The 22190-nt window shown below is 72.3% G+C and carries 20 protein-coding genes; 9 read left to right on the top strand and 11 right to left on the bottom strand.

The features are described from left to right. Positions 1-2: 2 nt before the first annotated feature. From ftsH to dacB, 5 genes are all read right to left on the bottom strand, one after another. Positions 3-2018, bottom strand: a complete 2016-nt coding sequence (gene ftsH, locus SALPAC6_RS0120505) for an ATP-dependent zinc metalloprotease FtsH (protein WP_018255208.1) — start codon at positions 2016-2018, stop codon at positions 3-5. Positions 2019-2380: 362 nt separating this feature from the next. Beyond that, on the bottom strand, positions 2381-2953 hold the full coding sequence (gene hpt, locus SALPAC6_RS0120500) for a hypoxanthine phosphoribosyltransferase (RefSeq protein ID WP_018255207.1): 573 nt from the start codon (positions 2951-2953) through the stop codon (positions 2381-2383). A 134-nt stretch (positions 2954-3087) separates the two neighbouring features. After that, complete coding sequence (tilS, locus tag SALPAC6_RS0120495) at positions 3088-4089, bottom strand: tRNA lysidine(34) synthetase TilS (protein ID WP_026189903.1); 1002 nt, start codon at positions 4087-4089, stop codon at positions 3088-3090. 10 nt (positions 4090-4099) lie between these two features. Then, positions 4100-5170 (bottom strand): zinc-dependent metalloprotease, encoded by a 1071-nt coding sequence (locus tag SALPAC6_RS0120490; protein ID WP_018255205.1) that lies wholly within the window; start codon positions 5168-5170, stop codon positions 4100-4102. Positions 5171-5264: 94 nt separating this feature from the next. Further along, positions 5265-6665: a D-alanyl-D-alanine carboxypeptidase/D-alanyl-D-alanine endopeptidase gene (gene dacB / locus SALPAC6_RS0120485; RefSeq protein WP_026189902.1), complete on the bottom strand. Its 1401-nt coding sequence runs from the start codon at positions 6663-6665 to the stop codon at positions 5265-5267. Positions 6666-7084: 419 nt separating this feature from the next. Between dacB and SALPAC6_RS0120480 the strand changes: the two genes are divergently transcribed. From SALPAC6_RS0120480 to SALPAC6_RS0120470, 3 genes are all read left to right on the top strand, one after another. Continuing rightward, the gene (locus SALPAC6_RS0120480) at positions 7085-7591 is read left to right on the top strand and encodes an inorganic diphosphatase (RefSeq protein WP_018222215.1); all 507 of its coding nucleotides are present in this window, start codon (positions 7085-7087) and stop codon (positions 7589-7591) included. Between the two features lie 178 nt (positions 7592-7769). Further along, positions 7770-9086, top strand: a complete 1317-nt coding sequence (gene mycP, locus SALPAC6_RS26410) for a type VII secretion-associated serine protease mycosin (RefSeq protein WP_033666530.1) — start codon at positions 7770-7772, stop codon at positions 9084-9086. An 84-nt stretch (positions 9087-9170) separates the two neighbouring features. Then, a complete protein-coding gene (locus tag SALPAC6_RS0120470) occupies positions 9171-9893 on the top strand; it encodes a phosphatase PAP2 family protein (RefSeq protein WP_018255202.1) in 723 nt (240 codons plus the stop codon). Between the two features lie 5 nt (positions 9894-9898). Here SALPAC6_RS0120470 and SALPAC6_RS0120465 read toward each other — a convergent pair whose 3' ends face one another. The 6 genes from SALPAC6_RS0120465 to SALPAC6_RS0120440 form a co-directional block, all read right to left on the bottom strand. After that, positions 9899-11077, bottom strand: coding sequence for a MarP family serine protease (locus SALPAC6_RS0120465; RefSeq protein ID WP_018255201.1), 1179 nt, complete (start codon positions 11075-11077; stop codon positions 9899-9901). Positions 11078-11140: 63 nt separating this feature from the next. Further along, the gene (locus SALPAC6_RS0120460) at positions 11141-11833 is read right to left on the bottom strand and encodes an NUDIX hydrolase (protein ID WP_018255200.1); all 693 of its coding nucleotides are present in this window, start codon (positions 11831-11833) and stop codon (positions 11141-11143) included. 43 nt (positions 11834-11876) lie between these two features. After that, positions 11877-12491, bottom strand: a complete 615-nt coding sequence (locus SALPAC6_RS0120455; RefSeq protein ID WP_026189901.1) for a TlpA family protein disulfide reductase — start codon at positions 12489-12491, stop codon at positions 11877-11879. After that, entirely contained in the window at positions 12488-13267 is a 780-nt protein-coding gene (gene nth, locus SALPAC6_RS0120450; RefSeq protein ID WP_018255198.1) for an endonuclease III, read from the bottom strand. Before nth ends, SALPAC6_RS0120455 begins: the two co-directional genes overlap by 4 nt. Positions 13268-13328: 61 nt before the next feature. After that, a complete protein-coding gene (locus tag SALPAC6_RS0120445) occupies positions 13329-14468 on the bottom strand; it encodes a CapA family protein (protein ID WP_018255197.1) in 1140 nt (379 codons plus the stop codon). Between the two features lie 56 nt (positions 14469-14524). Next, positions 14525-15214, bottom strand: a complete 690-nt coding sequence (locus SALPAC6_RS0120440) for an adenosylcobinamide amidohydrolase (protein ID WP_018255196.1) — start codon at positions 15212-15214, stop codon at positions 14525-14527. Between the two features lie 216 nt (positions 15215-15430). Here SALPAC6_RS0120440 and SALPAC6_RS0120435 point away from each other — a divergent pair, with 216 nt between their 5' ends. The 6 genes from SALPAC6_RS0120435 (at position 15431) to SALPAC6_RS0120410 (ending at position 22165) form a co-directional block, all read left to right on the top strand. Further along, positions 15431-16108 (top strand): Crp/Fnr family transcriptional regulator, encoded by a 678-nt coding sequence (locus tag SALPAC6_RS0120435; RefSeq protein ID WP_018222205.1) that lies wholly within the window; start codon positions 15431-15433, stop codon positions 16106-16108. Positions 16109-16248: 140 nt separating this feature from the next. Beyond that, entirely contained in the window at positions 16249-16854 is a 606-nt protein-coding gene (locus SALPAC6_RS0120430; protein WP_018255195.1) for a TetR/AcrR family transcriptional regulator, read from the top strand. A 37-nt stretch (positions 16855-16891) separates the two neighbouring features. Beyond that, entirely contained in the window at positions 16892-17701 is an 810-nt protein-coding gene (locus tag SALPAC6_RS0120425; protein ID WP_018255194.1) for a TIGR03084 family metal-binding protein, read from the top strand. Next, entirely contained in the window at positions 17698-19404 is a 1707-nt protein-coding gene (locus SALPAC6_RS0120420; RefSeq protein ID WP_018255193.1) for an acyclic terpene utilization AtuA family protein, read from the top strand. The genes SALPAC6_RS0120425 and SALPAC6_RS0120420 overlap by 4 nt, the downstream gene beginning before the upstream one ends. After that, positions 19401-20567 carry an acyl-CoA dehydrogenase family protein gene (locus tag SALPAC6_RS0120415; protein WP_018255192.1) on the top strand — a complete coding sequence of 389 codons (1167 nt, stop codon included), beginning with the start codon at positions 19401-19403 and terminating at the stop codon, positions 20565-20567. Before SALPAC6_RS0120420 ends, SALPAC6_RS0120415 begins: the two co-directional genes overlap by 4 nt. Then, a complete protein-coding gene (locus SALPAC6_RS0120410; RefSeq protein ID WP_018255191.1) occupies positions 20564-22165 on the top strand; it encodes an acyl-CoA carboxylase subunit beta in 1602 nt (533 codons plus the stop codon). The genes SALPAC6_RS0120415 and SALPAC6_RS0120410 overlap by 4 nt, the downstream gene beginning before the upstream one ends. Positions 22166-22190: the final 25 nt, after the last annotated feature.

The following is a 22190-nucleotide window of genomic DNA, read 5'->3' as shown; positions in this document are numbered from 1 at the left end:
GTTCAGTGCGAGCCGTCCGAGTTGTTCGCGGCGGCACCGCTGATGGACGCGGTGTCGGCCGTGCCCTGCGCCTTGAGTGCCTCGTCCTCGGCGGGCGTGCGGACCGGCGGCTCGGTGGAGGGCTGACGCTTGCCGAACCCGTTGTACGGAGCCATCGGCGGGCGCTTCGCCACCCGGTCGCAGATGCGGGCCATGTCGGCCGTGGAGAGAGTCTCCTTCTCCATCAGCTCGAGCACGATGTTGTCCAGCACATCGCGGTACTCGACCAGGATCTCCCAGGCCTCGTCGTGCGCCAGCTCGATCAGGGCTCGCATCTCGGCATCGATCTCGGCGGCCACGGCGTCGGAGTAACCCCGCTCGTTGCCCATGTTGCGGCCGAGGAACGGCTCGTCACCGCTGCTGCCGTACTTGAGCGCGCCGAGCTTGGAACTCATCCCGTACTGGGTGATCATCGCGCGGGCGAGCTGGGTGGCCTTCTCGATGTCGTTGCCGGCGCCGGTGGTCGGCTCGTGGAACACCAACTCCTCGGCGGCCCGGCCACCCAGCGCGTAGGCCAGCGTGTCGACCATCTCGGCCCGGGTCTGGGTGTACTTGTCCTCGGTCGGCAGGACCAGGGTGTGCCCCAGGGACCGCCCCCGGGACAGGATGGTGACCTTGTGCACCGGCGCGGCGTGCGGCAGCGCCCAGGCGACCAGCGCGTGCCCACCCTCGTGGTACGCCGTGATCTTCTTTTCGTTGTCACTCATCACCCGGGTACGGCGCTGGGGGCCGGCGATCACCCGGTCGATCGACTCTTCCAGGGAATCGTCGGTGATCGCCCGCTTGTCCCGCCGGGCGGTGAGCAGCGCGGCCTCGTTGATCACGTTGGCCAGGTCGGCGCCGCTGAAGCCGGGGGTACGCCGCGCCACCGCATCGAGATCGACGTCGGGGGTGAACGGCTTGCCCTTGGCGTGCACCCGCAGGATCGCCTTGCGGCCCTCCATGTCCGGCGCGTCCACCGGGATCTGCCGGTCGAAGCGGCCCGGTCGCAGCAGCGCCGGGTCGAGGATGTCCGGCCGGTTGGTGGCGGCGATCAGGATGACGCCGCCCTTGGTGTCGAAGCCGTCCATCTCGACGAGGAGCTGGTTGAGGGTCTGCTCCCGCTCGTCGTGACCGCCGCCCATGCCGGCACCCCGGTGACGACCGACCGCGTCGATCTCGTCCACGAAGACGATCGCCGGCGCGTTCGTCTTGGCCTGCTCGAAGAGGTCCCGGACCCGGCTGGCGCCGACACCGACGAACATCTCGACGAAGTCCGAGCCGGAGATGGAGTAGAAGGGCACCCCGGCCTCCCCGGCGACCGCGCGGGCGAGCAGGGTCTTACCGGTGCCGGGCGGGCCGAAGAGCAGCACGCCCTTCGGGATCTTGGCGCCGAGCGCCTGGTACTTCGCCGGGTTCTGCAGGAAATCCTTGATCTCGTGCAGCTCCTCGACGGCCTCCTCGGAGCCCGCCACGTCGGCAAAGGTCGTCTTCGGCGTGTCCTTGGTGATCATCTTGGCCTTGGACTTGCCGAAGTTGAGCACCCGGGAGCCGCCGCCCTGCATCTGCGACATGAAGAACAGCAGCAGCGCCACCAGCAGCAGGATGGGGAGCAGGCTGATCAGCAGGGTCATCCAGATGCTGTCGGACGAGACCTCCGTGTCGGCCGTGCCGGTGATGCGGTTGTTCGCCTCGGCATCGCGGACCTGGTTCCAGACCTCGGCGCCCCACTCGTACGGGAACTGCGCCTCGATCAGTTTGGTGGACGTGTTGTCGTCCCCGAATTCGGCCGGCTCGGCCAGGTCGAGCCGGAGGGTCTGCTCCTTGTCGGCGTAGACGACCTTCTCAATGCCACCCTTGTCGAGCTGGTCCAGCGCGACGGAGGTTTCCACCCGGTGATAGTCGGGGCCCCCGGTGAACAGCTGACCGAGCAAAATGGCGCCGAGGATGACCAGGATGATCCAGACCACCGGTCGGCGGAAGAAACGCGTACGTTCCATACTGTTGTCGAGCGCCGAGACGCTCGCATCCTCCTGATCGACGTCCGGACCGTCTACATGGTGTCGCCGCCAGCGCGGCGGCTGGGCCGCCGTGCGGGTCGATCTGACCCCCCGGGGCACCACATCGCGCCACGGTCACTCGACGGTACACCGTTCGTGCCGGATGCGAGCATGCCAGCCCCAGCACTTACGCGTAGGGCGAACCGGGGTTCCCGCCGGCGGGGCGGGAGCTCCGCACCCGCCCCGCAACCGCCCGGTCCCGCGGTTGCGGAGGTCGGGCGGGAAGTTGCCTCCACGCCGCCACCCGGCCTCAACCGTAGTCCGTGCGGCTGAGAGTCCGCTGAACGTCGGAGCGGGCGCTCCTACCGGGCGTAGACCTCGGGTCGGAGTACGCCGACGAAGGGCAACTCCCGGTAGCGCTCGCCGAAGTCGAGCCCGTAGCCGACGACGAACTCGGTCGGAATGTCGAATCCGACGTACTTGACCGCGACCGGCACCTTCACCGCCTCCGGCTTGCGGAACAGCGCGACCACCTCGACGCTCGCCGCCGAGCGGGACTCCAGATAGCGCAGGAGCCAGGAGAGGGTCAGCCCGGAGTCGACGATGTCCTCCACCACGACCACGTGCCGGCCGGCGATGTCCCGGTCCAGGTCCTTGAGGATCCGCACCACCCCGGAGGAGGTGGTGCCCTGCCCGTACGAGGAGATCGCCATGAACTCCAGCTCGGCCGGGGGGCCCTGCCGGCCGAGCGCCCGGGCGAAGTCGGCCATGAACATCACCGCGCCCTTGAGGACGCAGACGAGCAGCAGCCCGTCCTCGACGTCGGCGTAGTCCGCCGATATCTGCTTGGCCAACTCCGCCGTCTTCTCGCGGATCTGCGCCTCCGAAATGATCACGTGGTCGATATCGGCGTCGTACCAGGAGCCGTCAGCCATGACTCCTAGCCTGCCGTACGCACGATGGTCTCCGTCGGCGGGGCCGCTCCTTTTATCGGCCCAGACCGGGTTTCTCCGCAAAGACCGGCAAACGGGACCGACCACACCCTGCTGAACAGGGCGAACACCTCTGGTCAGACCTCCGCGTCCGAGTCGACGGCGGCGAGCCGACCCGCCCGGCGGAACACCCGTAGCCCGCCCGGCAGGTGCGCCGCCCCCTGCCCACGCCAGCCGCTGACCAGGGCCTCCAAGGCGCCCACGTGCCGGTGCGACAGAGCGGCGGGGCGAGCCCCCAGCTCTCGGGCCCAGGCGTGCAACACCCGTCCCCGGACCGCCGGCGCCAGCGCGGCGAGCCCGCCCACGCAGAGCCCGCCGTCGGGGTGCCGCACCCCGTCCAGCGCGGCGCTGGCCTGCTCGTCCAGCGCAGCGGTGTCAACGGCGACCAGCCGGGCGGTACGGGCCAGGTTGTCCAGCACGGCCGGCCCGAGTGCCCGCACCAGCACCGGCAGCACCTCGGCCCGGACCCGAGCGCGGGCGTACGCCGGGTCGGCGTTGTGCGGATCCTCCCAGGGGTCGAGCCCCAGCGCCGTACAGGCCGCCCGGGTCTGCTCCCGCCCCACCTCCAGCAGCGGGCGCAGCAGCAGCGCCGTACCGAGCCGCCGCCGCGGCGGCATCCCGGACAGGCCGCGCGGGCCGGCGCCGCGCGCCAAGGCCAGCAGCACCGTCTCCGCCTGATCGTCCCGGGTGTGTCCGGTGAGTAGCGCCGCCGCCCCGAGCCCGCCGGCCACCTCGGTCAACGCCTGGTAGCGGGCCGCCCGGGCGGCGGCCTCCGGACCGCCGGGCCGCCCAGACACGTCCACCCGGATCACCTCGACCGGGGCGAGGCCGGCCGCCCGGGCCCAGTCGGCCACCGCCGCCGCCCGCTGCGCGGAACCCTCCTGCAAGCCGTGGTCAACGGTGACCAGACCGGCGGACCGCCCGAGTCTGGGCGCCACGAAAGCGGTCGCGGCGGCGAGTGCGAGCGAGTCGGCTCCCCCGGAGCAGGCCACCAGTACCGGCCCCGGACGGGGCAGCTCGATCAGCGCATGCCGGATCGCGCGGCGGATCGCGGCGACCGGTGGGGCGAGTGCGGCCACGGGTGGTCGGTCAGTCGCCGGCCGGAAGCGGGCCGGCCGGCCCGTGCACCCGGGCCACCCAGGCGTCCGGGTCACTGAGCTCGGCGAGGCGGGGCAGGGTCAGCGGTGAGGCGAAGACCCGGTTGAAGCCCGCCATGCCGACCCGCTCGACGACACCGTGGACGAACCTCCGCCCCTCGGCGTACTGACGCAGCTTGACCTCCACCCCGAGCAGCCGACGGAGCGCCTTCTCCACCGGGTTGCCCGACTCCCGGCGGCGGTTGAACGACGCCCGGATCCGCTCCACGCTCGGGATCACCTGCGGTCCCACGCCATCCATCACGAACTCGGCGTGCCCCTCGAGCACCGTCATCAGCGCGGTGAGCCGGTCCAGCACCGCCCTCTGGGCGGGGGTTTGCACGATGTCCAGGACGCTGCTGCGACCGGCCGGCTCCCGCACCGCGTCGGCGAGGACGGCGACACCGCGCCGCAGCCGCTCGACCAGCGGGTCGGCACCGGTGCTGGCGGCGTCAACGAACGCCTGCACCTCACCGAGAAAGTAGGCCCGCAGCCACGGCACCGCGGTGAACTGGGTGCGGTGGGTGACCTCGTGCAGACAGACCCAGAGCCGAAAGTCACGGGGGTCGGCCGCCAGCTTCCGCTCCGCCTCGACGATGTTCGGCGCGATCAGCAGTAGCTGGCCCGGTTCGCCGGAGAAGACCTCATACTGGCCGAGGACCCGGCCGGAGAGGTACGCCAACACCGTGCCGGCCTGCACGCCGGTGATCCGCGAACCGATCGCCTCGGTCAACACACCAGGTTGCTTGTCTCCCGCGAGACGACCGATCAGGGGACCGATGACCTCGCGCAGACCGGCGATGTTGGTCGCCGCCCAGTCTCGACGGTCCACCACCTGCACCGGCGGGTGCGACACCTGCGATCGGAGCCCGGTGAAGTCGCCGACGTGCTCGGCCGCCTCGTCGGTCAGCCGTCGCAGGTCGCCGACGACCTCCGTGGCCTCGACGTAGGAGACGCGCGGGCCCGTCTTGCCGAGCGTCCCCGCGGTCGCCGCGGCCAGATCCCAGTCCACGAACTGCGCCATGGGCCCACCGTACCCGTGCGGTCGCCCGCCGACCCGGGGCCACGACGGTCGCGACCGGTCCCTCCCCTCCGTACCGGAGCCTACCGAGCCGAGGTCAGCGGCAGCCGCAGGCGGCGAGGGCCGCGGCGATCCGGTCCAGCTCCAGCCGGGGCGCCTCCACCCCGTTGCCGGGTGCCCGGTCGGTGAGCACCGCGAAGGTGAGCAGGCGCCCGTCGGCGGTGGTCACCAGCCCGGCGATCGCGTGCACTCCGGTCAGCGTGCCGGTCTTGGCGCGGACCATTCCGGCGCCGGCCTGCGCCGCGACATCGGTGTAGCGGTTGACGAGCGTGCCCGACCAGGCGGCGACCGGCAGGCCGCCGAAGAGCGTCGCCAGCTCCGGGCGGCTGCCGTCGGCGGCGAGCCGGATCAGGTCGGTGATCAGCGCCGGGCTGATCCGGTTGGCGGGGGACAGGCCGCTGCCGTCGGTGAGCGTGAGCGCGTCAACCGGCAGCCCCAGCTCCTCCACGACCGCCGCCATCGACTCTGCCGCACCGGAGAATGACGCCGGCTGCCCGCGAGCCAGGGCCACCTGCCGGGCCAGGGCCTCGGCCACCACGTTGTCACTGTCGGCGATCATGATGTCGACCAGTCGCACCATCGGCAGTGACTGGACCACGCCGAGCTCGCTACCCGGCGCACCCGCCGTCGCGTCCGCTCCGGCCTCGGGCGCCGGACCCCGCTCGACCGCGTCCGCCGGTACGCCCAGCAACCGGGCGAACGCCACACCGGCGTGCAGGTCCGGCTCCGCCACCCGTTCGGCACGGTGTACGCCGTTGTCGTGGTTCCGCTTCGCCTGCTCCAGGTCACCGCGGGCGCCGTCGGTCATCAGCGCGGTAATCGCCGAGGCGTACCCATCCGTGGGATCGTCGTCGTCCCAGCCGGGCGCGTGCACCGGCCCGGAGTACAGCGACGAGTCGACCACGACCCGCGTCGGGTCCTCGCCGCCGAGCGCGGTCGTCACCTGCGCGGCCAGCTCATCAAGGCGCGCCGCGCCCGGGTAGAAGCCGTCGCCGTCCACGGCGAGCGTCGGGTCACCCCCACCGATGAGCACGACCTCGCCGGGGGCCGCCCCGGCGACAGCCCGGGTGGGGATCCGGTGTCCCGGGCCGTGCGCGGCGAGCACGGTCGCGGCGGTGACCAGCTTGGTCACGGAGGCGGGTACGGTGCCGTCACCAGCGCCCTGGTCATACAGGGTCGCCCCGGTCGCGACATCAGTGACCGAGACGTTGACCCGGTCGCCCAACGCGGCGGAGCCGACCAGCGGGTCGAGCACGGCGCGCACTCCGGCGGCGGCGGGTTCGGGCGCGTTCCGGTCGGCCGCGGCCAGCACCGCCGGCGGCGGCTGGGCGGCGGGCTGCCCTTCGGCGTTGCCGGCACGCCACTCGGCCGCCGGTCCCGGCCACACCACAGCGACCCCGACCGCGGCCAGCGCGAGGAGCACCACCGAGGCCAGCACGGCCGGCAGCAACCAGCGTCGACGCCGACCGGGCGAGGCCGGGCCGGACGGTGCGGGGGTGCGGCTGCCGTTGTCGGCGGCCTCCGCCGACAACGCCGACTCAGCCCTGCTGGGCGGGCCGGGCGACGCTCCCGGTTCCGGCCTGACGGGGCGGTCTTCGGGCTGCGCCTCGGGCACCGGCACCCGCCCCACCGCGCTACCGCGAACAGATCTATCGGTCTCCCGTCCAGTAGTCTGCTCCGGACGGTAGTGTGAATCTTCCCTCCCCACGGCCCCCTCCTCGCCCCGCGGAACCTGCTTGGGTGACACTACTTCGGTCCGAAGACTAAGCGGCCACCGGACCGGCGGGCGGGGTTTCCACCTGTCCGGCGACGGACGCCGCCGGTCAATGCCAGCGTGGGCAGACGAGGAGCGTGCAGATGGATTTCGACGTCACGGTTGAGATCCCGAAGGGTCACCGCAACAAGTACGAGGTTGACCACGTGACCGGTCGGATCCGGCTGGACCGCACCCTCTTCACCTCCACTCAGTACCCAGCCGACTACGGCTTCATCGAGGGCACCCTGGGCGAGGACGGCGACCCGCTGGACGCCCTGGTGCTGGTCCCGGAGCCGACCTTTCCGGGCTGCCTGATCCGGTGCCGCACCATCGGCATGTTCCGGATGACCGATGAGAAGGGTGGCGACGACAAGGTCCTCTGCGTCCCGTACGAGGACCCGCGTCAGGAGCACCTCCGCGACATCCACCACCTCGGCGAGTTCGACCGCCTGGAGATCCAGCACTTCTTCGAGGTGTACAAGGACCTGGAGCCCGGCAAGTCCGTCGAGGGCGCCACCTGGGTGGGCCGGCAGGAGGCGGAGGAGGAGATCGTCGCGTCGATCCGGCGCGGCCGGGAGGCCGCGGAGCACGGCGACTCCGCGCACTGACCCCACGCACCGGCGGGCCCGGGGGCGCTCAACCGAGCAGCCCCGGGGGCCCGTTCGTCTCGGTCGACCGACAACCGGGAGCGCCAGCCGCCGTCGTGGCCGATGTTGCCGGAACCTACCTGTAGGGCCACGGGAACCGGTAGCCTCCGGACGTTATGGCTAGGTTGGTCGAACGCGAATGGTCAGGGACGTGACCGGGGCACGGCGTGATAGCAGATCCGCCGCCCGCCGGAGGGTCGGGCGAAGGTGGCTCTCGCTGACGTCGGTCGCCGTCGCCGTCGCCGTGCCGGTCGCCACCCTCCCGCACGCCGGGCAGGTCAGCACCGGCCTCCCCAGCCACATTGGGCAGATCACCGCCGGCGGCCCCGGCCACTCGGCTGGCCGGGCCCTGGCGGAGCAGATCGAGCGCTCCCCCGACCAGGTTCGCGACGATCAGTGGCAGCTGGACATGTTGCGCGCCCGCACGGCATGGCGCACCTCGACCGGGGCCGGGGTGGTGGTGGCGGTCATCGACTCCGGTGTGGATGCCAGCCATCCGGACCTGGCTGGGCGGGTGCTACCCGGTCTTGACCTGGTCGAGTCGTCGAGCACCGCCGACCCGGATCCGGTGGGTCACGGTACGGCCGTGGCCGGGTTGATCGCGGGCCGCCACGACGACAGCCGTGGGGTGGTGGGCCTCGCCCCCGACGCCCGGATCCTGCCGGTACGGGTCCTGGACGCGGAGAACCGTTACGACGACGCGTTGGTCGTGGCGAACGGCGTACGGTGGGCCGTTGACAACGGTGCCCGGGTGATCAACCTGTCGCTCGGCGGCAACAGCGCCAGCCCGGCGCTGGCCGCTGCGCTGGACTACGCGTTCGTCCGGGACGTGGTGGTCGTCGCCTGCACCGGCAACGAGACCGACTCGAGCTCCAGCACGGTCTGGTACCCGGCCCGGGAGCCGGGGGTGGTCGCGGTCTCCGGGCTGGACCGGGAGAGTGAGAAGCTCTGGCCCGGTGCGATCACCGGCCGGGAGACGGTGCTCACCGCGCCCGCGGCCGGTCTGGTCGGCGCGCGGCCGCCGGACGGGTACTGGCGGGTTCAGGGCACCAGCTTCGGCACGCCACTGGTCTCGGCCACCGCCGCGTTGATTCGCGCCCGGTACCCGGAGATGCCCGCCGGCGATGTGATCAATCGAATGCTGCGCACCGCTCGGGACATCGGCCCCACCGGCCGGGACGACAGCTTCGGGTACGGGGTGGTCGACCCGGTCGCGGCGCTGACTGGTGAGGTGGAGCCGGTCGGGCTCAACCCGCTGGACGACCAGTCCTCGCCGGGGGTGGTCGGCTTCGGTCCGGCACCGAGTGCGGCCAGCGCGGATACCGACCCGGGAGGGCTCGAGTTCCTCCCGGCTGCCCCCGCTGTCCCCGCTGTCCCCGCTGTCCCCGCTGCCCCGGCTGCCCCGGCTGCCCCGTGGGAGCTGTGGTCGGCTGGAGCTGGGGGCGGCTCCCCGTAGCGGTGCACGGCAGCATCGCGCGAGCCGCGTCCGGGCCGGTCCACGCACCGGAATGCCCGGTGCCGATCCGGGTAGGCGGAGGTCATGTGCGCGCCCGGCCTCGGTACCGCCACCCGGCCGCCGTGGCGCCATCGCCGCCTGCACCCCGACGACGGGCTGGGGTTGCGGCTGACCCTCGCCGTTTGCTCCGCGCTCCTGGTGTTGGTGCCGTTCCTGCTCGCGCTGCTGGTACTGGCGTCCTGGGCGCCGCTGCGGCGGCTGGACCGGGCGGTCACCGAGGCGCTCGTCGGCTACGGCCTGCGGCATCCGGGGTGGGCCGAGGCACTGCACGTGTGGACCGAGGTCTTCGGGCCGATGCCGCTGCGGTTGGGCGCGCTGGTGGTGGTGGGCTGGCTGGCCCGGTGCCGGGCTCGGCAGCTGGCGCTCTGGGTCGCCGTCACCATGACTGTCGGCGGGCTGCTGGGCCCGCTACTCAAGGTGCTCGTCGGGCGCCCCCGGCCGGAGTTCCCGAAGCCCCTGGCCCAGGCGGTCGGGCTCGCGTTTCCGTCCGGGCACGCGCTGAACGCGGCGCTCGCCGCCGGCGTGCTGCTGGTGGTCTTCCGGCCCCGGCCGCGCCGTTCCGCCAAGCGGTACGCGGTCTGGGCCGCCGCGTTCCTCCTCGCTGTGGTGACCGGATTCAGCCGGGTGGCGTTGGGCGTGCACTGGAGCAGCGACGTGGTTGCCGGGTGGTTGCTGGGTACCGCCGTGGTGGCCGCGACCGCCGCGGTGTTCACGGTCTGGCGGGCCACCCCACCGCGCCGTCGTTGAGCAGCTCAGGTGCACTCGCCGGTGCTGACGCCGCGCACGCGTTCGGCTCCGGCCAGGGCGACGGAGCGGGCCTCGGCCGCGGTCACCGCGAAGCCGGTGTTCGGGTCGTCGGCCGCCGCCGCGAAGATCACCCCGAGCACCAGGCCATTCGTCGAGACCAACGGGCCGCCGGAGTTTCCGCTCTGCACCAGGGCCCGGATGGTGTAGACCTCCCGGGTCACGGTCCCGCTGGAGTAGATGTCCGGGCCGGTGATCTCGTCAACCTCCCGGACCCGGGCCGACTGCGCGTTGTACGGGCCGTCGAGCGGGAAGCCGAGCACGATCGCGTCCGCGCCGCTGCCCTCGTTGCCGGCGGCGAAGCGCATCGACGGGCCGGGCAGACCCGGGACGTGCAGGACTGCCAGGTCCCGGTCCGGGTCGTACACCACCACCTGAGCGTCGTACCGTTCGCCGTTGAGCTCGACGACAGTGGAGCGGGTGCCGGCCACCACGTGCGCGTTGGTCATCACTCGGTCGTCGGCGTAGACGAAGCCGGAGCCCTCCAGGCGGCGGGAGCAGCTCGGGGCGGAGCCGAGCACCTTGACCACGGAGCTTTTGCTGTTGGCCACCACCTGTGACCCGATGAGGGCGGGGTCGGGCGGGGCGACCTGCCGGGCGCGGGTGGGCGCCAGGTCACCGAAGACGTCCGGGAAGCCGTTGGTGTCGACGGTCTCCCGCAGCGCGGTGGAGAGCTCCTGCGCCTGGTCGGGCAGGACCCGGTCCACCACGGTGAGCAGCGCGCTGTTGCGAACCGCGGAGGCCAGCCAGGGCAACGATGACGAACCCAGCGGGACCGCGACCAGCCAGGCGACCAGGAGCACGGCGAAGAGCGAGACGAAGGCACCGCCGATGTCGTCCGCCTGCCGCCCGACATCACTGCTGATCGTGCGTCGCAGGCGCGTACCGAGCCAGCCGGCGAGCGCCTGCCCCACCACCGCCAGCCCGAAGATCGCCACCAGTGAGACCAACACCCGGGTGCCGTTGTCCAGGAACTGCTGTGCGAGCCGGGGGCCGAGTTGCAGACCGGCCAGCGCTCCGAGGAAGAACCCGGAGAACGACAACACGCCGGTGACGAAACCCTGGCGGTATCCGCTGATCGCGAACACGAGCATGAGCATGAGCAGTACGAGATCCACGGCGGACACGTGTCCAGCCTACGGGGCCCGGGCGCACGGGACGGCTGCTGCCGCTACGCAAGGTCACTGGAGTCAGCGCGGAGCGCTCTCGTCTGCCGCATCGGTCCCGGCCGAGGGCGCCGGGTTGGCACCCACCGGCGGAAGGTCCAGCACCCGGTCCGGGCGCCACGGGCGGGCCCAGCCCCCCATGTCCAGCAATGCGGAGAGCACCCCCGCGGTGAATCCCCACACCAGCATGCCGCGGGCGGAGAAGGCCGGGCCGATCCAGCCACTCGGGTGGCGTACTCGCAGCCGATTCTCCGGGTCAACCAGTTCGGCGATCGGCATCCGGGCCACGTGCGCCACCTCGGCCGGCTCCCGGGGGTGCACCGGGTGGGGGGCATGCCACCAGCCGAGCACCGGGGTCACCACGAAGTCACTGACCGGAATCCACAGCTTGGGCAGTTCGGCGAGGACCGTGACGGTTCTCGGATCGAGGTCGACCTCCTCGTTCGCCTCACGGAGCGCCGTCGCGGAGGCGTCCGCGTCCTCCGGGTCGGCGGCACCACCGGGAAAGGCCGGCTGCCCCGCGTGATTGCGCAGGGTGGCGGCTCGCTGGAGGATCAGCACGTCCGGGCCGGCACCGGGGGCCTCACCGAGCAGCACCAGCACGGCGCTCTCCCGCCCACCGCTCTCCGGGGTGGCCAGCCGGGTGAAATCCTCCGTCCGGGCACTGCCCAACCGGGTCAGCAACGAGTCAAACCAGGACGGCGGCTGCCGACTCACCAGCCCACCGCCGCATCTCGGCGGCGAGCAAGGCGTGGGCCGCTCACTCCGGCACCGCCACGCCCAGGTGCACCCGGACCAGCTCGGCGAGGCGGGCGTCGTCGAGCGCCCCGGAGACATCGACGTGCTGGATCTGGCTGTTCGCGTCGACCAGGACGGTCATCGGAATGGCCTTGCGTCCCAACGCGCGTTGCAGCGCCTCACCCTGGTCGATCAGGCTGGGGAAACGCACCCCGAAGTCCTCGCCGATCGACTGGGCGCCGCTGCGGGTGTCCCGCATGTTCACCCCGACGACCGTCAGCTGCCCCTCGGCCCGCTCGCTGAGCCGCTGGAACGCGGGCAGCTCGGCCCGGCAGGGGGCACACCACGAGGCCCAAAGGTTGATCACAGCGGGGCCCCGGATCTGGTGCAGATCGACCGGGGCGCCACCGGTGAAGCAGGTCAGCGTCAACTCCGGCAGGGGCGTGCCGCCGGGGGCCGGGGTGGCGCGTGGGGTGCTGGGCCGGTCGGTGGTCAGGCTGGAGCAGTCCGCGAACGGGGAGGGCCGGCTCCGCGCCGCCTCATCCCGGGTGGTGGGGGCCCTCTCCGGCCCGGCGTCGGTGCAACCGGCCACCGCCAGCAACGCTGGGACGAGTAGGGCGACGAGCCGCCTCCTCACGGTGCCTCCACCGCCCCGTCCTGGGCCGGCACCAGCTCCGGATCAACGCCGGCGGCCACCGCGAGCTCCCGGGCCCGGGGACCCTTGAGCAGCCGCGCGGCCACCACCGGATCGGTCGGCCCGGTCCCGTAGGACGGGCAGAGCTTCGTCAGGGTGCAGGCGCCGCACGCCGGCTTTCGGGCCGCGCAGACCCGGCGCCCGTGGAAGATGATCCGGTGCGACAGCATCGTCCAGTCGCGCTTCGGGTAGAGCGCCCCGATCGCGTGCTCGATCTTGACCGGGTCGGTCTCGGTGGTCAGCCCCCACCGTCGTACGAGCCGGTTGAAGTGCGTGTCGACGGTGATTCCCGGCACGTCAAACGCGTTGCCGAGGATGACGTTCGCCGTCTTGCGGCCGATTCCAGGCAGGGACACCAGGTCGGTCAGCTTGCCGGGCACCTGGCCGTCGTGTCGTTCTACCAGCCCCTGGCCCAGCCGGATCAGGGAGTCCGCCTTGTTGCGGTAGAAGCCGGTGGACCGGATCAGCTCCTCCAGCTCGGCCCGGTCCGCGCCGGCGTAGTCGGCCGCCTGCGGGTAGCGGGCGAACAACTTCGGGGTGACCTCGTTGACCCGCTTGTCCGTGCACTGGGCGGAGAGGATCGTCGCGACGGCCAGCTCCAACGGGTTGGAGTGGTCGAGTTCGCAGTGCGCGTCCGGGTGGGTGTCGGCCAGCACCCGCCCGATCCGTCGGGCGCGGCGCGTCCGACCGAGGTCGGTCTCCCTGAGGTTGATGGTCACGCCGGCCAGCCTACGTCGCCGGCCGCCGGTCCCCGTTTCGTGCCCGCGACGGGGCCGACCGTCAGCTCGGCTGCGGCTGGCTGATCTGGCCCAGGTCGTCGAAGATCGCACCGGTCTCCGGGAAGTCGGCAGCACTGAGCTCGCGCACCAGCCCCAGCCCCCGGTCGTCCGGATCCATCGCCGGCAGACCCGACCCGTTCAGGTGCGTCGAGGCGAACGACCCACCGTCCCAGGTGCCGTCGGGCTGTAGCGACACCTTGAGCACACCGCCCCAGCCGAGCCGGCCGCTGCGGCTGAGCGTGTTCCCGCCGCCAGCGAAGTTACCCAGGCTGTAGGCGATCAGCCGGCCCTGGTAGAACTCCATGCCACGCAGGACGTGCGGGCCGTGCCCGACGATCAGATCCGCGCCTGCATCGATCATGGCCTTGGCGAACCGGACCGGATCGCCCCGGTTCTCCCCCAGGTACAGCTCGGTGCCCGGTTTGACCTGGGTCTTGTCGGCCCCTTCCGCGCCCATGTGCACCTGAACCACCACCAGATCCGCCATCTCAGCGGCCCTGGTGACGACCTGTTTCGCCGCCGGGATGTCGGTCAGCGGGTTCGACCACGCGTACGACGAGAAGCCCGCCACCGCCACCCGGACACCGCGTACGTCAACGACGGTGATCTGGTCCGGCGCTCCGGTGTGCGCCAGTTCGTACTGTTCAAGCGCCTGCCGCGTGTTCTGGAGGCCCTTCGCGCCGAAGTCGTTCCCGTGATTGTTGGCCAGGTTGAGCAGGTCAAACCCACCGTCGCGCAGGTGCGCCGCGTACTCCGGCGGGGCCCGGAACTGGTAGCAGTTGGTGGAGCCCTCGCCGCACTTGCCGGTCCCCGTATCGACGGTGAGCGGCTCCTCCAGGTTGCCCATCGCCAGGTCGGCGGCGAGCTCCGGGCGCACCTCGTCGAAGAAGCCCTCGCCGCCCCCGGGGGGCAGCCGGTTCGGGGCGTTGCCCAGGATGATGTCGCCGGTGGCGGTGAGGGAGACCGCCGCCGCCTCGGTGGGAGAGGGGGTGGGGGCGCTACTGCTGACACCGGGCTGCCAGGCCCCGCCGGAACCGGCCGCACCGCAACCGGCAACGGCCAGCACGGCGAGCAGCGCGCCGGCCGACAGGAGCCGACGCACGTGGCCAGCGAACGTGAAGGTATTGGGATGGGCACGCATCGCCGCGACCCTACCGGGCCCGCACTGTCGCAGACGAGGAGCAGTGGGTGGGTCGCTCAGCCACCCGACCGCTGCGACCCCGGCGGTACCGGGCGGGCACCACCGGCCAGGACCGCACGGTGCACCGCCCGGGCCAGCGGTGCGCCCCAGGTGGAGCGGGGGCCACCGTACGGCGCCTCGGGCCCCTCGGTCGGGCAGCAGACGGTGACCGCGTCGGTTGGGGTGCCGGTGCCGGGCATTCCCAGCTCGGCGATGGCCTGGGCCTTCGCCTCGGTGGCGGTCGCCACGGCGTTGATCAGGGCGGCGGGACCGAGCCGGGCCGGCACGTACACCACGGTGTTGACAGTGCCGACCGGATGACGGCCCGCACCGGGCACGGCCGCGACGACCGGGGCGGGCTCGGGGGGAGCGGCGGCCCAGATCGGAACGCCGAGTCCGACGGTCGCCCAGACCCGTACTCCGGTGTCGGTTCGGGCCACCACCTTCGCGACGTCCACCCCGGTCAGCAGCCCCACTCCCGAGCCGTCGAGTCCGCACCCCGCGGCCAGTTCGGCCAGGTGCTCGACGGGATCGTCCCGGTCGTACGACATCGGGACGGTCGCGTTGATCACCCAACTCCGGACGCCCAGCCCGCCGCCGAGCGCCGCTGAACTCGCGCTGAGTAACGGCCGCTCGGCTCGCCAGACCAGCACCGGGAGGTCCCGCCCGTCCTCGCGACGGGTACACAGTGAAGGTTCGTTCAGCACGGGGCGACCCTACGGCCCGTTCCTGCGGCCGGCACATCTCACCTGGTGCGGCGCGGTATCATAACGTTGACGACGGCCGGCAGGTTACGCCCAACGATCACGTTTCCCGGGGTGCACCTCGGAATATCTGCGCACGTGCGCCTAGACTGACCGAGCGCGAGGGAGAAGCGGACGGCGGACCCGCCGACGGACGGCACGCGCAGGCGGAGGTGCGCGATGGACGAGGTACTGGCCCGGAGTGGGATCTTCCAGGGGGTCGACCCGGAGGCTGCCGAGGCGTTGGCCAAGGAGATGGAGACGATCGAGGTCCGCAAGGGCGACGTCGTCTTCAACGAGGGCGAGCCCGGTGACAGCCTGTACATCCTCCTCTCCGGCAAAATCAAGGTCGGCCGCCGGGCGGCCGACGGGCGACAGAACCTGATCGCGGTCATGGGCCCGTCGGACATGGTCGGCGAGCTGTCGCTCTTTGACCCGGGGCCCCGGACGGCGACGGCCACGGCGGTGACCGACACCCGCCTGGTGCGGCTCCGTAAGCAGGCGCTGCGCCCCTGGCTGAACAACCGGCCGGAGATCGCAGAGCAGTTGCTGCGGGTACTCGCCCGCCGGCTGCGCCGGACCAACGACTCGCTGGCCGACCTGATCTTCACTGACGTGCCCGGTCGGGTCGCGAAGAACCTGCTCCAGCTGGCGGGGCGCTTCGGCACCCGGGACGGCGGGGTGCTGCGGGTAACCCATGACCTGACCCAGGAGGAGATCGCCCAGCTTGTCGGCGCTTCCCGGGAGACGGTCAACAAGGCCCTCGCCGACTTCGCCTCGCGGGGCTGGCTGCGCCTGGACGGAAAGAGCATCATCATCCTCGACCCGGAGCGCCTGGCGCGCCGCGCCCGCGTCTGACCGCCCCGCCCATCCGTCGATCCTGAGTCCACGGGGGAGGGTGCAACCGCCGCAACGGCGGCCGGTTCGCCGGCCGCCGTTTTTCTTGCCCAGAAAAAGTCAGGCTTGACTGTTTGTTTTGGGGACGGCACGCTGAGGCCGTGTCCGGCACATCGACCCGCGTCCCACAACAGGAACGCAGTCGCGCCACCCAGGCCCGACTGCTCGAGGCCACCGTGGCGTGCCTGGTCGAGCATGGCTGGTCGGGCACCACGACGACCGTCGTAGCGACCCGGGCCGGGGTGTCCCGGGGCGCCCAGCTACACCACTACCCCACCAAGGCAGCCCTGGTCACCGCCGCGGTCGCGCACCTCGCCGAGCGGCGTGGGGAGGAGCTGCGCGTCGAGGCGAAGACCCTGCCCGCCGGCCCGCAGCGGTTGGACCGGGTGGTTGACCTGCTCGCCGCGGCCTTCACCGGACCGCTCTTCATCGCCGCCCTGGAGCTGTGGGTCGCCGCCCGCACCGACCGCGAACTACGGATGGCGCTGGTGCCGCTGGAGGCCCGGCTCGGTCGGGAGATGCACCGGCTGACCGTCGCCCTGCTCGAGGTTGACGAGCGCCGACCCGGCGTGCGGGAGGCGGTGCAGGCCACCCTCGACCTGCTCCGCGGCCTCGGCGTGGCAAACCTGCTCAACGACGACTCCGCCCGGCGCACCGCGCTGCTCACCGCCTGGAAGCGCCAACTCACCGAGTTCCTCGCCCCCTGACCCGTCCCGCACCCCGCCGACTCCCCCCGGAGGCACCATGGTCAATCTAACGGACCTGCTGACCGATCTCGCCGCCGAGTCAGCCGAACTGGACGCTCTCGTGGCACCGCTGTCGACCGCTGAGTGGGCCCACGCCACGCCCGCACCCGGCTGGACGATCGGCCACCAGATCGCGCACCTGGCCTGGACGGATCACGCCGCGCAGCTCGCCGCGACGGACGCCGACGCCTTCTACGCCTCCGTCACCACCGCAGCCGACCCGGCCCGGCTGGTGGACGCGGGCGCGGAGGAGTTCCTCGCCGCACCGGCCGAGCTGCTGCCCCGCTGGCGCTCCGGCCGGGCGGCACTCGCCGCCGCCCTCGCGGCCACTCCGACCGGCGAGAAGCTCCCCTGGTTCGGCACCAGGATGTCCCCCGCGTCGATGGCTACCGCGCGGATCATGGAAACCTGGGCACACGGCGCGGACGTGGCCGACGCACTCGGGGTCACCCGGCCGGCCACGGCACGGCTGCGGCACATCGCGCACCTCGGCTTCCGGACGCTGCCACACTCCTTCGCCGCGCACGGTCGCCCGTTGCCGACCGCACCGGTCCGACTCGAACTGACCGGACCACCAACCAGCGCCGACACCGCCGGCGCGACCTGGGCCTACGGTCCCGCGGATGCCGCTGACCGGGTCACCGGGCCGGCGCTGGACTTCTGCCTGCTGGTGACCCAGCGCCGGCACCGCGCCGATCTCGCCCTCACCGCGACCGGGCCGGTTGCCGAGGCCTGGCTGGAGGTGGCCCAGGCCTTCGCCGGTCCGCCCGGCGCCGGCCGGGCGCCACAAGCGCAGGCGACGGCGTGAGCGCCGGCAACGGCACGGACTCCCGCCTGCGGGTCGGCAACGCCTCCGGGTTCTACGGCGACCGCTTCTCCGCCTGGCAGGAGATGCTCGACGGTGGCGACCTGGACGTGCTCACCGGGGACTACCTCGCCGAACTGACCCTGCTCATCCTGGGCCGGGACCGGATGCGCGACCCCGACCTCGGCTACGCACGCACGTTCCTGCGCCAACTCGAAGGGACCCTCGGCACCGCACAGGAACGCGGTGTCCGGATCGTCACCAACGCCGGCGGGCTGAACCCCGCGGGGCTGGCCACCGCCCTCCGCGCCCTCGCCGAACGGCTCGGGCTCGACCTCAGGGTCGGGTACGTCGAGGGCGACTCCCTTCCCCGGCCGGACGCGCTGACCGCGAACGCGTACCTCGGGGCGTTCGGAATCGCCGCCGTACTCGACGCCGGCGCCGACGTGGTGGTCACCGGGCGGGTCACCGACGCCTCCCTGGTGGTGGGGCCGGCGATCGCCCGATTCGGCTGGGACCGCGACGACCTGGACGCCCTCGCCGGTGCGACCGTCGCCGGGCACCTGCTCGAATGCGGCGCGCAGGTGACCGGGGGCAACTTCAGCTTCTTCACCGAGCTGCCGGACGGCGGGCACCGGCCCGGCTTCCCCCTCGCCGAGCTGCACGCCGACGGCTCGTCGGTGCTCACGAAGCACCCGGGCACCGGGGGCGCGGTCACCGTCGAGACGGTCACCGCCCAACTTCTGTACGAGGTGGGCCCGCCGGCCTACCTCGGGCCGGATGTGGTCACCCAACTGGACTCGGTACGCCTCGCCCCGGACGGGCCGGACCGGGTCCGGGTGTCCGGGGTCCGAGGAGCACCCCCACCGGAGACACTCAAGGTCGGCGTCAACAACCTCGGCGGCTTCCGCAACTCGATGACCTTCGTGCTCTGCGGGCTGGACATCCCGGCGAAGGCCGCCCTGGTCCGCGGGCAGCTGGAGGAGACGGTCGGCAAGGAGGGGCTGGAGTTCGTCCTCGCCCGCACCGACCACTCCGACGCATCGGAGACCGAGCCGGCGAGCGCCCTGCTCCACGTCCACCTGCGCGACGGGGACAAAAACCGGGCCGGGCGGGCCTTCTCCGCCGCGGCGGTGGAGCTGGCGCTGGCCTCGTACCCGGGGTGCACGCTGACCACGCCCCCCGGCGACGCGACGCCGTACGGGGTCTTCACCACTGACCAGGTCGCGCAGGACGCCGTCGAGCACGTGGCTGTCCTGCCCGACGGCACCCGCGTACCAATCGCCCCGCCGCCGCGGATGCAGCCGGTCCCGCCCCTGACCGAGGCACCGGCGCCCAGTGCGGGCCGCACGGCGTACCCGACCCGACGCCGGCCCCTCGGGGAGCTGGTCGGAGCGCGGTCGGGGGACAAGGGAGGCGACGCCAACCTGGGGGTCTGGGCCCGCACCGACGCGAGCTGGGAGTGGCTGCGGGGCTGGCTGACCGTGGCGCGCCTCGCCGAGCTGCTGCCGGAGACCGCCCCGCTGACCGTCGAACGGTACGAGCTGCCGAACCTGCGAGCCGTCAACTTCATGATCCGGGGGCTGCTCGGGCCGGGAGTGGCGGCCACGACCCGCTTCGACCCGCAGGCGAAGGCGCTGGGGGAGCTGCTCCGCTCCCGCGTGGTGGAGGTTCCGGCCGAGTTGATCCCGGAGGCGGCAGCATGACCACCGTCAACACCCCGGAACGTCGACAGCTCCGCGAGCTGACCAGAACGTTCATGAGTAAAGAGGTGCTGCCGCACCTCGACGACTGGGAGCGGGCCGGCGAGGTCCCCCGGGAGCTGCACACCACGGCCGCGAGGGTCGGCCTGCTCGGCATCGGCTTCCCCGAGGAGGTCGGCGGCAGCGGCGGCGACCTGCTGGACTCGGTCGTCGTCACCGAGGAGATCATCCGGTCTGGTGGCTCCTCCGGGCTGGTGGCGGCGCTCTTCACGCACGGGATCGCCCTGCCGCACCTGGTGGCCGCCAGCGCCGGCACGGAAACTGAGTCGGCCGCCGGCAGCGACCTGGTCGAGCGTTTCGTCCGACCGACCCTCGCCGGGACGATGATCGGCGCGCTGGCGGTCACCGAGCCGGGGGGCGGCTCGGACGTGGCCGGGCTGCGCACCACCGCCCACCGCGACGGCGACCACTACCTGGTGAACGGGGCCAAGGCGTACATCACCAGCGGGCACCGGGCCGACTTCGTGACCACCGCCGTGCGTACCGGCGCGCCAGGCCCGGAGGGCATCTCCCTGCTGGTGATCGAGAAGGGCATGCCGGGCTTCACCGTCGGCCGACGGATGGAGAAGCTGGGCTGGCACTGCTCGGACACCGCCGAGCTCTCCTTCGCCGATGTTCGGGTGCCGGTGGCGAACCGGGTCGGCGCGGAGAACACCGGCTTCCTCTCCGTCATGCAGAACTTCGCCGCCGAGCGGATCTCCCTCGCCACCCAGGCGTACGCGACGGCGCAGCGCTGCGTGGAGCTGGCACTGGGCTGGTGCCGGGACCGGGAGACCTTCGGCCGCCCGCTGGCCAGCCGGCAGCTTGTCCGACACCGCCTCGCCGAGCTACACACCCGCGCCGAGGCGGCCCGCTCCCACGTGCTCGACGTGGCGACCCGGGTCACCGCCGGGGAGGCGGAGATGACCGAGGTCGCGATGGCCAAGAACACCGCGGTCGCCGCCTGCGCCGAGGTGGTTGACGCGGCGTTGCAGCTCCACGGCGGCTTCGGCTACCTGCGCGACGCCGAGGTGGAGCGGCACTACCGCGACCAGCGCATCCTCGGCATCGGCGGCGGCACCACCGAGATCATGAACGAGATCATCGCGAAGGGCATGGGGTTGTGACCACACTCGACAGCGTGCTCGACCCGGCCGCACCGGCCTTCCGGGAGAACCGGGAGGCCCTACTGGCCCGGCTGGGCGAACTGGACTCCGCGCTGGACCAGGCCCGCGATGGTGGCGGCGAGAAGTCCCGCGCCCGGCAGCGCAAGCGCGGCAAGCTCCTCGCCCGGGAGCGCGTCGAGCTGCTGCTCGACCCGGACGCCCCGTTCCTGGAGCTGTCTCCGGTCGCCGCGTACGGGACGGACTTCCCGGTCGGTGCCAGCGTGGTCACCGGCATCGGCCCGGTCGAGGGCGTCGAATGCATGATTATTGCCAGCGATCCGACGGTACGCGGCGGCGCGGTGAACCCGTGGTCGCTGGCGAAGACCCGGCGGGCCGGGGAGATCGCCCTGGCCAACCGGCTACCGATGATCAACCTGGTCGAGTCGGCCGGGGCGGACCTCCCCACCCAGGCGGAGATCTTCATCCCGGGCGGACGGGTCTTCCGCGACCTGACCCGGCTCTCGGCGGAGCGCATCCCCACGGTCAGCGTGGTCTTCGGTAACGCCACGGCCGGCGGCGCGTACATACCAGGAATGTCCGATCATGTGATCATGATTCGGGACCGGTCGCAGGTCTACCTGGCCGGGCCGCCGCTGGTGAAGATGGCCACCGGTGAGGACGCCGACGACGAGTCGCTGGGCGGCGCGGCCATGCACGCCACGACCTCCGGTCTGGCCGACTACCTGGCCGAGGACGAGCGGGACGGCATCCGGCTGGCCCGCCAGTGCGTACGTCGGCTCAACTGGCGCAAGGCGGGACCGCCGCCGCGGACCACCGACCCTCGTCCACCCCGGTACGACCCGGAGGAACTGCTCGGCATCGCCAGCGCCGACCTGAAGGTGCCGTTCGACCCACGCGAGATCATCGCCCGGGTGCTGGACGGCAGCGAGTTCGACGAGTTCAAGCCGGCCTACGGCACCGCGCTGGTCACCGGCTGGGGCGAGCTGCACGGCTATCCGGTCGGGGTGCTCGCCAACGCCCGGGGGGTGCTGTTCAACGCGGAGGCGCAGAAGGCGGCCCAGTTCATCCAGCTCGCCAACGCCGCCAACACCCCGCTGATCTTCCTCCAGAACACCACCGGCTACATGGTCGGCACCGAGTACGAGCAGCGCGGCATCATCAAACACGGCGCGCTCATGATCAACGCGGTGTCGAACTCGACGGTGCCGCACCTGACCGTGAACCTCGGTGCCTCCTACGGCGCCGGCAACTACGGCATGTGCGGCCGGGCGTACGAGCCGAGGTTCCTCTTCACCTGGCCGAACGCGAAGTCGGCGGTGATGGGCCCGACCCAGCTCGCCGGGGTGCTCTCCATCGTGGCCCGGCAGGCCGCCGCCGCGAAGGGTCGGGAGTACGACGAGGAGTCCGACGCCGCCATGCGGACGATGGTCGAGCAGCAGATCGAGTCCCAGTCCGGGGCGCTCTTCCTCTCCGGCCGGCTCTACGACGACGGGGTCATCGACCCCCGGGACACCGGGACCGTCCTCGGGCTCTGCCTGTCGGCGATCCACACCGGGCCGGTTCGGGGCGCCGAAGGCTTCGGCGTCTTCCGGATGTGAGGCGCGAACCGCACAGTCAGGCCGG

It is taken from the genome of Salinispora mooreana (assembly GCF_000379065.1).
In the GTDB taxonomy this organism is placed as follows: Bacteria; Actinomycetota; Actinomycetes; order Mycobacteriales; family Micromonosporaceae; genus Micromonospora; species Micromonospora mooreana.
The sequence above is the reverse complement of the archived record's forward strand: the minus strand, read 5'-3'. Positions and strand labels throughout refer to the sequence as shown.

Excerpts from the sequence above, each read along its gene's own strand:
- ftsH (WP_018255208.1), bottom strand. The coding sequence starts at position 2,018 with ATGGAACGTACGCGTTTCTTCCGCCGACCGGTGGTCTGGATCATCCTG.
- hpt (WP_018255207.1), bottom strand. The coding sequence starts at position 2,953 with ATGGCTGACGGCTCCTGGTACGACGCCGATATCGACCACGTGATCATT.
- SALPAC6_RS0120490 (WP_018255205.1), bottom strand. The coding sequence starts at position 5,170 with ATGGCGCAGTTCGTGGACTGGGATCTGGCCGCGGCGACCGCGGGGACG.
- SALPAC6_RS0120480 (WP_018222215.1), top strand. The coding sequence starts at position 7,085 with ATGGATTTCGACGTCACGGTTGAGATCCCGAAGGGTCACCGCAACAAG.
- mycP (WP_033666530.1), top strand. The coding sequence starts at position 7,770 with ATGGTCAGGGACGTGACCGGGGCACGGCGTGATAGCAGATCCGCCGCC.
- SALPAC6_RS0120470 (WP_018255202.1), top strand. The coding sequence starts at position 9,171 with ATGTGCGCGCCCGGCCTCGGTACCGCCACCCGGCCGCCGTGGCGCCAT.
- SALPAC6_RS0120445 (WP_018255197.1), bottom strand. The coding sequence starts at position 14,468 with ATGCGTGCCCATCCCAATACCTTCACGTTCGCTGGCCACGTGCGTCGG.
- SALPAC6_RS0120435 (WP_018222205.1), top strand. The coding sequence starts at position 15,431 with ATGGACGAGGTACTGGCCCGGAGTGGGATCTTCCAGGGGGTCGACCCG.
- SALPAC6_RS0120425 (WP_018255194.1), top strand. The coding sequence starts at position 16,892 with ATGGTCAATCTAACGGACCTGCTGACCGATCTCGCCGCCGAGTCAGCC.
- SALPAC6_RS0120415 (WP_018255192.1), top strand. The coding sequence starts at position 19,401 with ATGACCACCGTCAACACCCCGGAACGTCGACAGCTCCGCGAGCTGACC.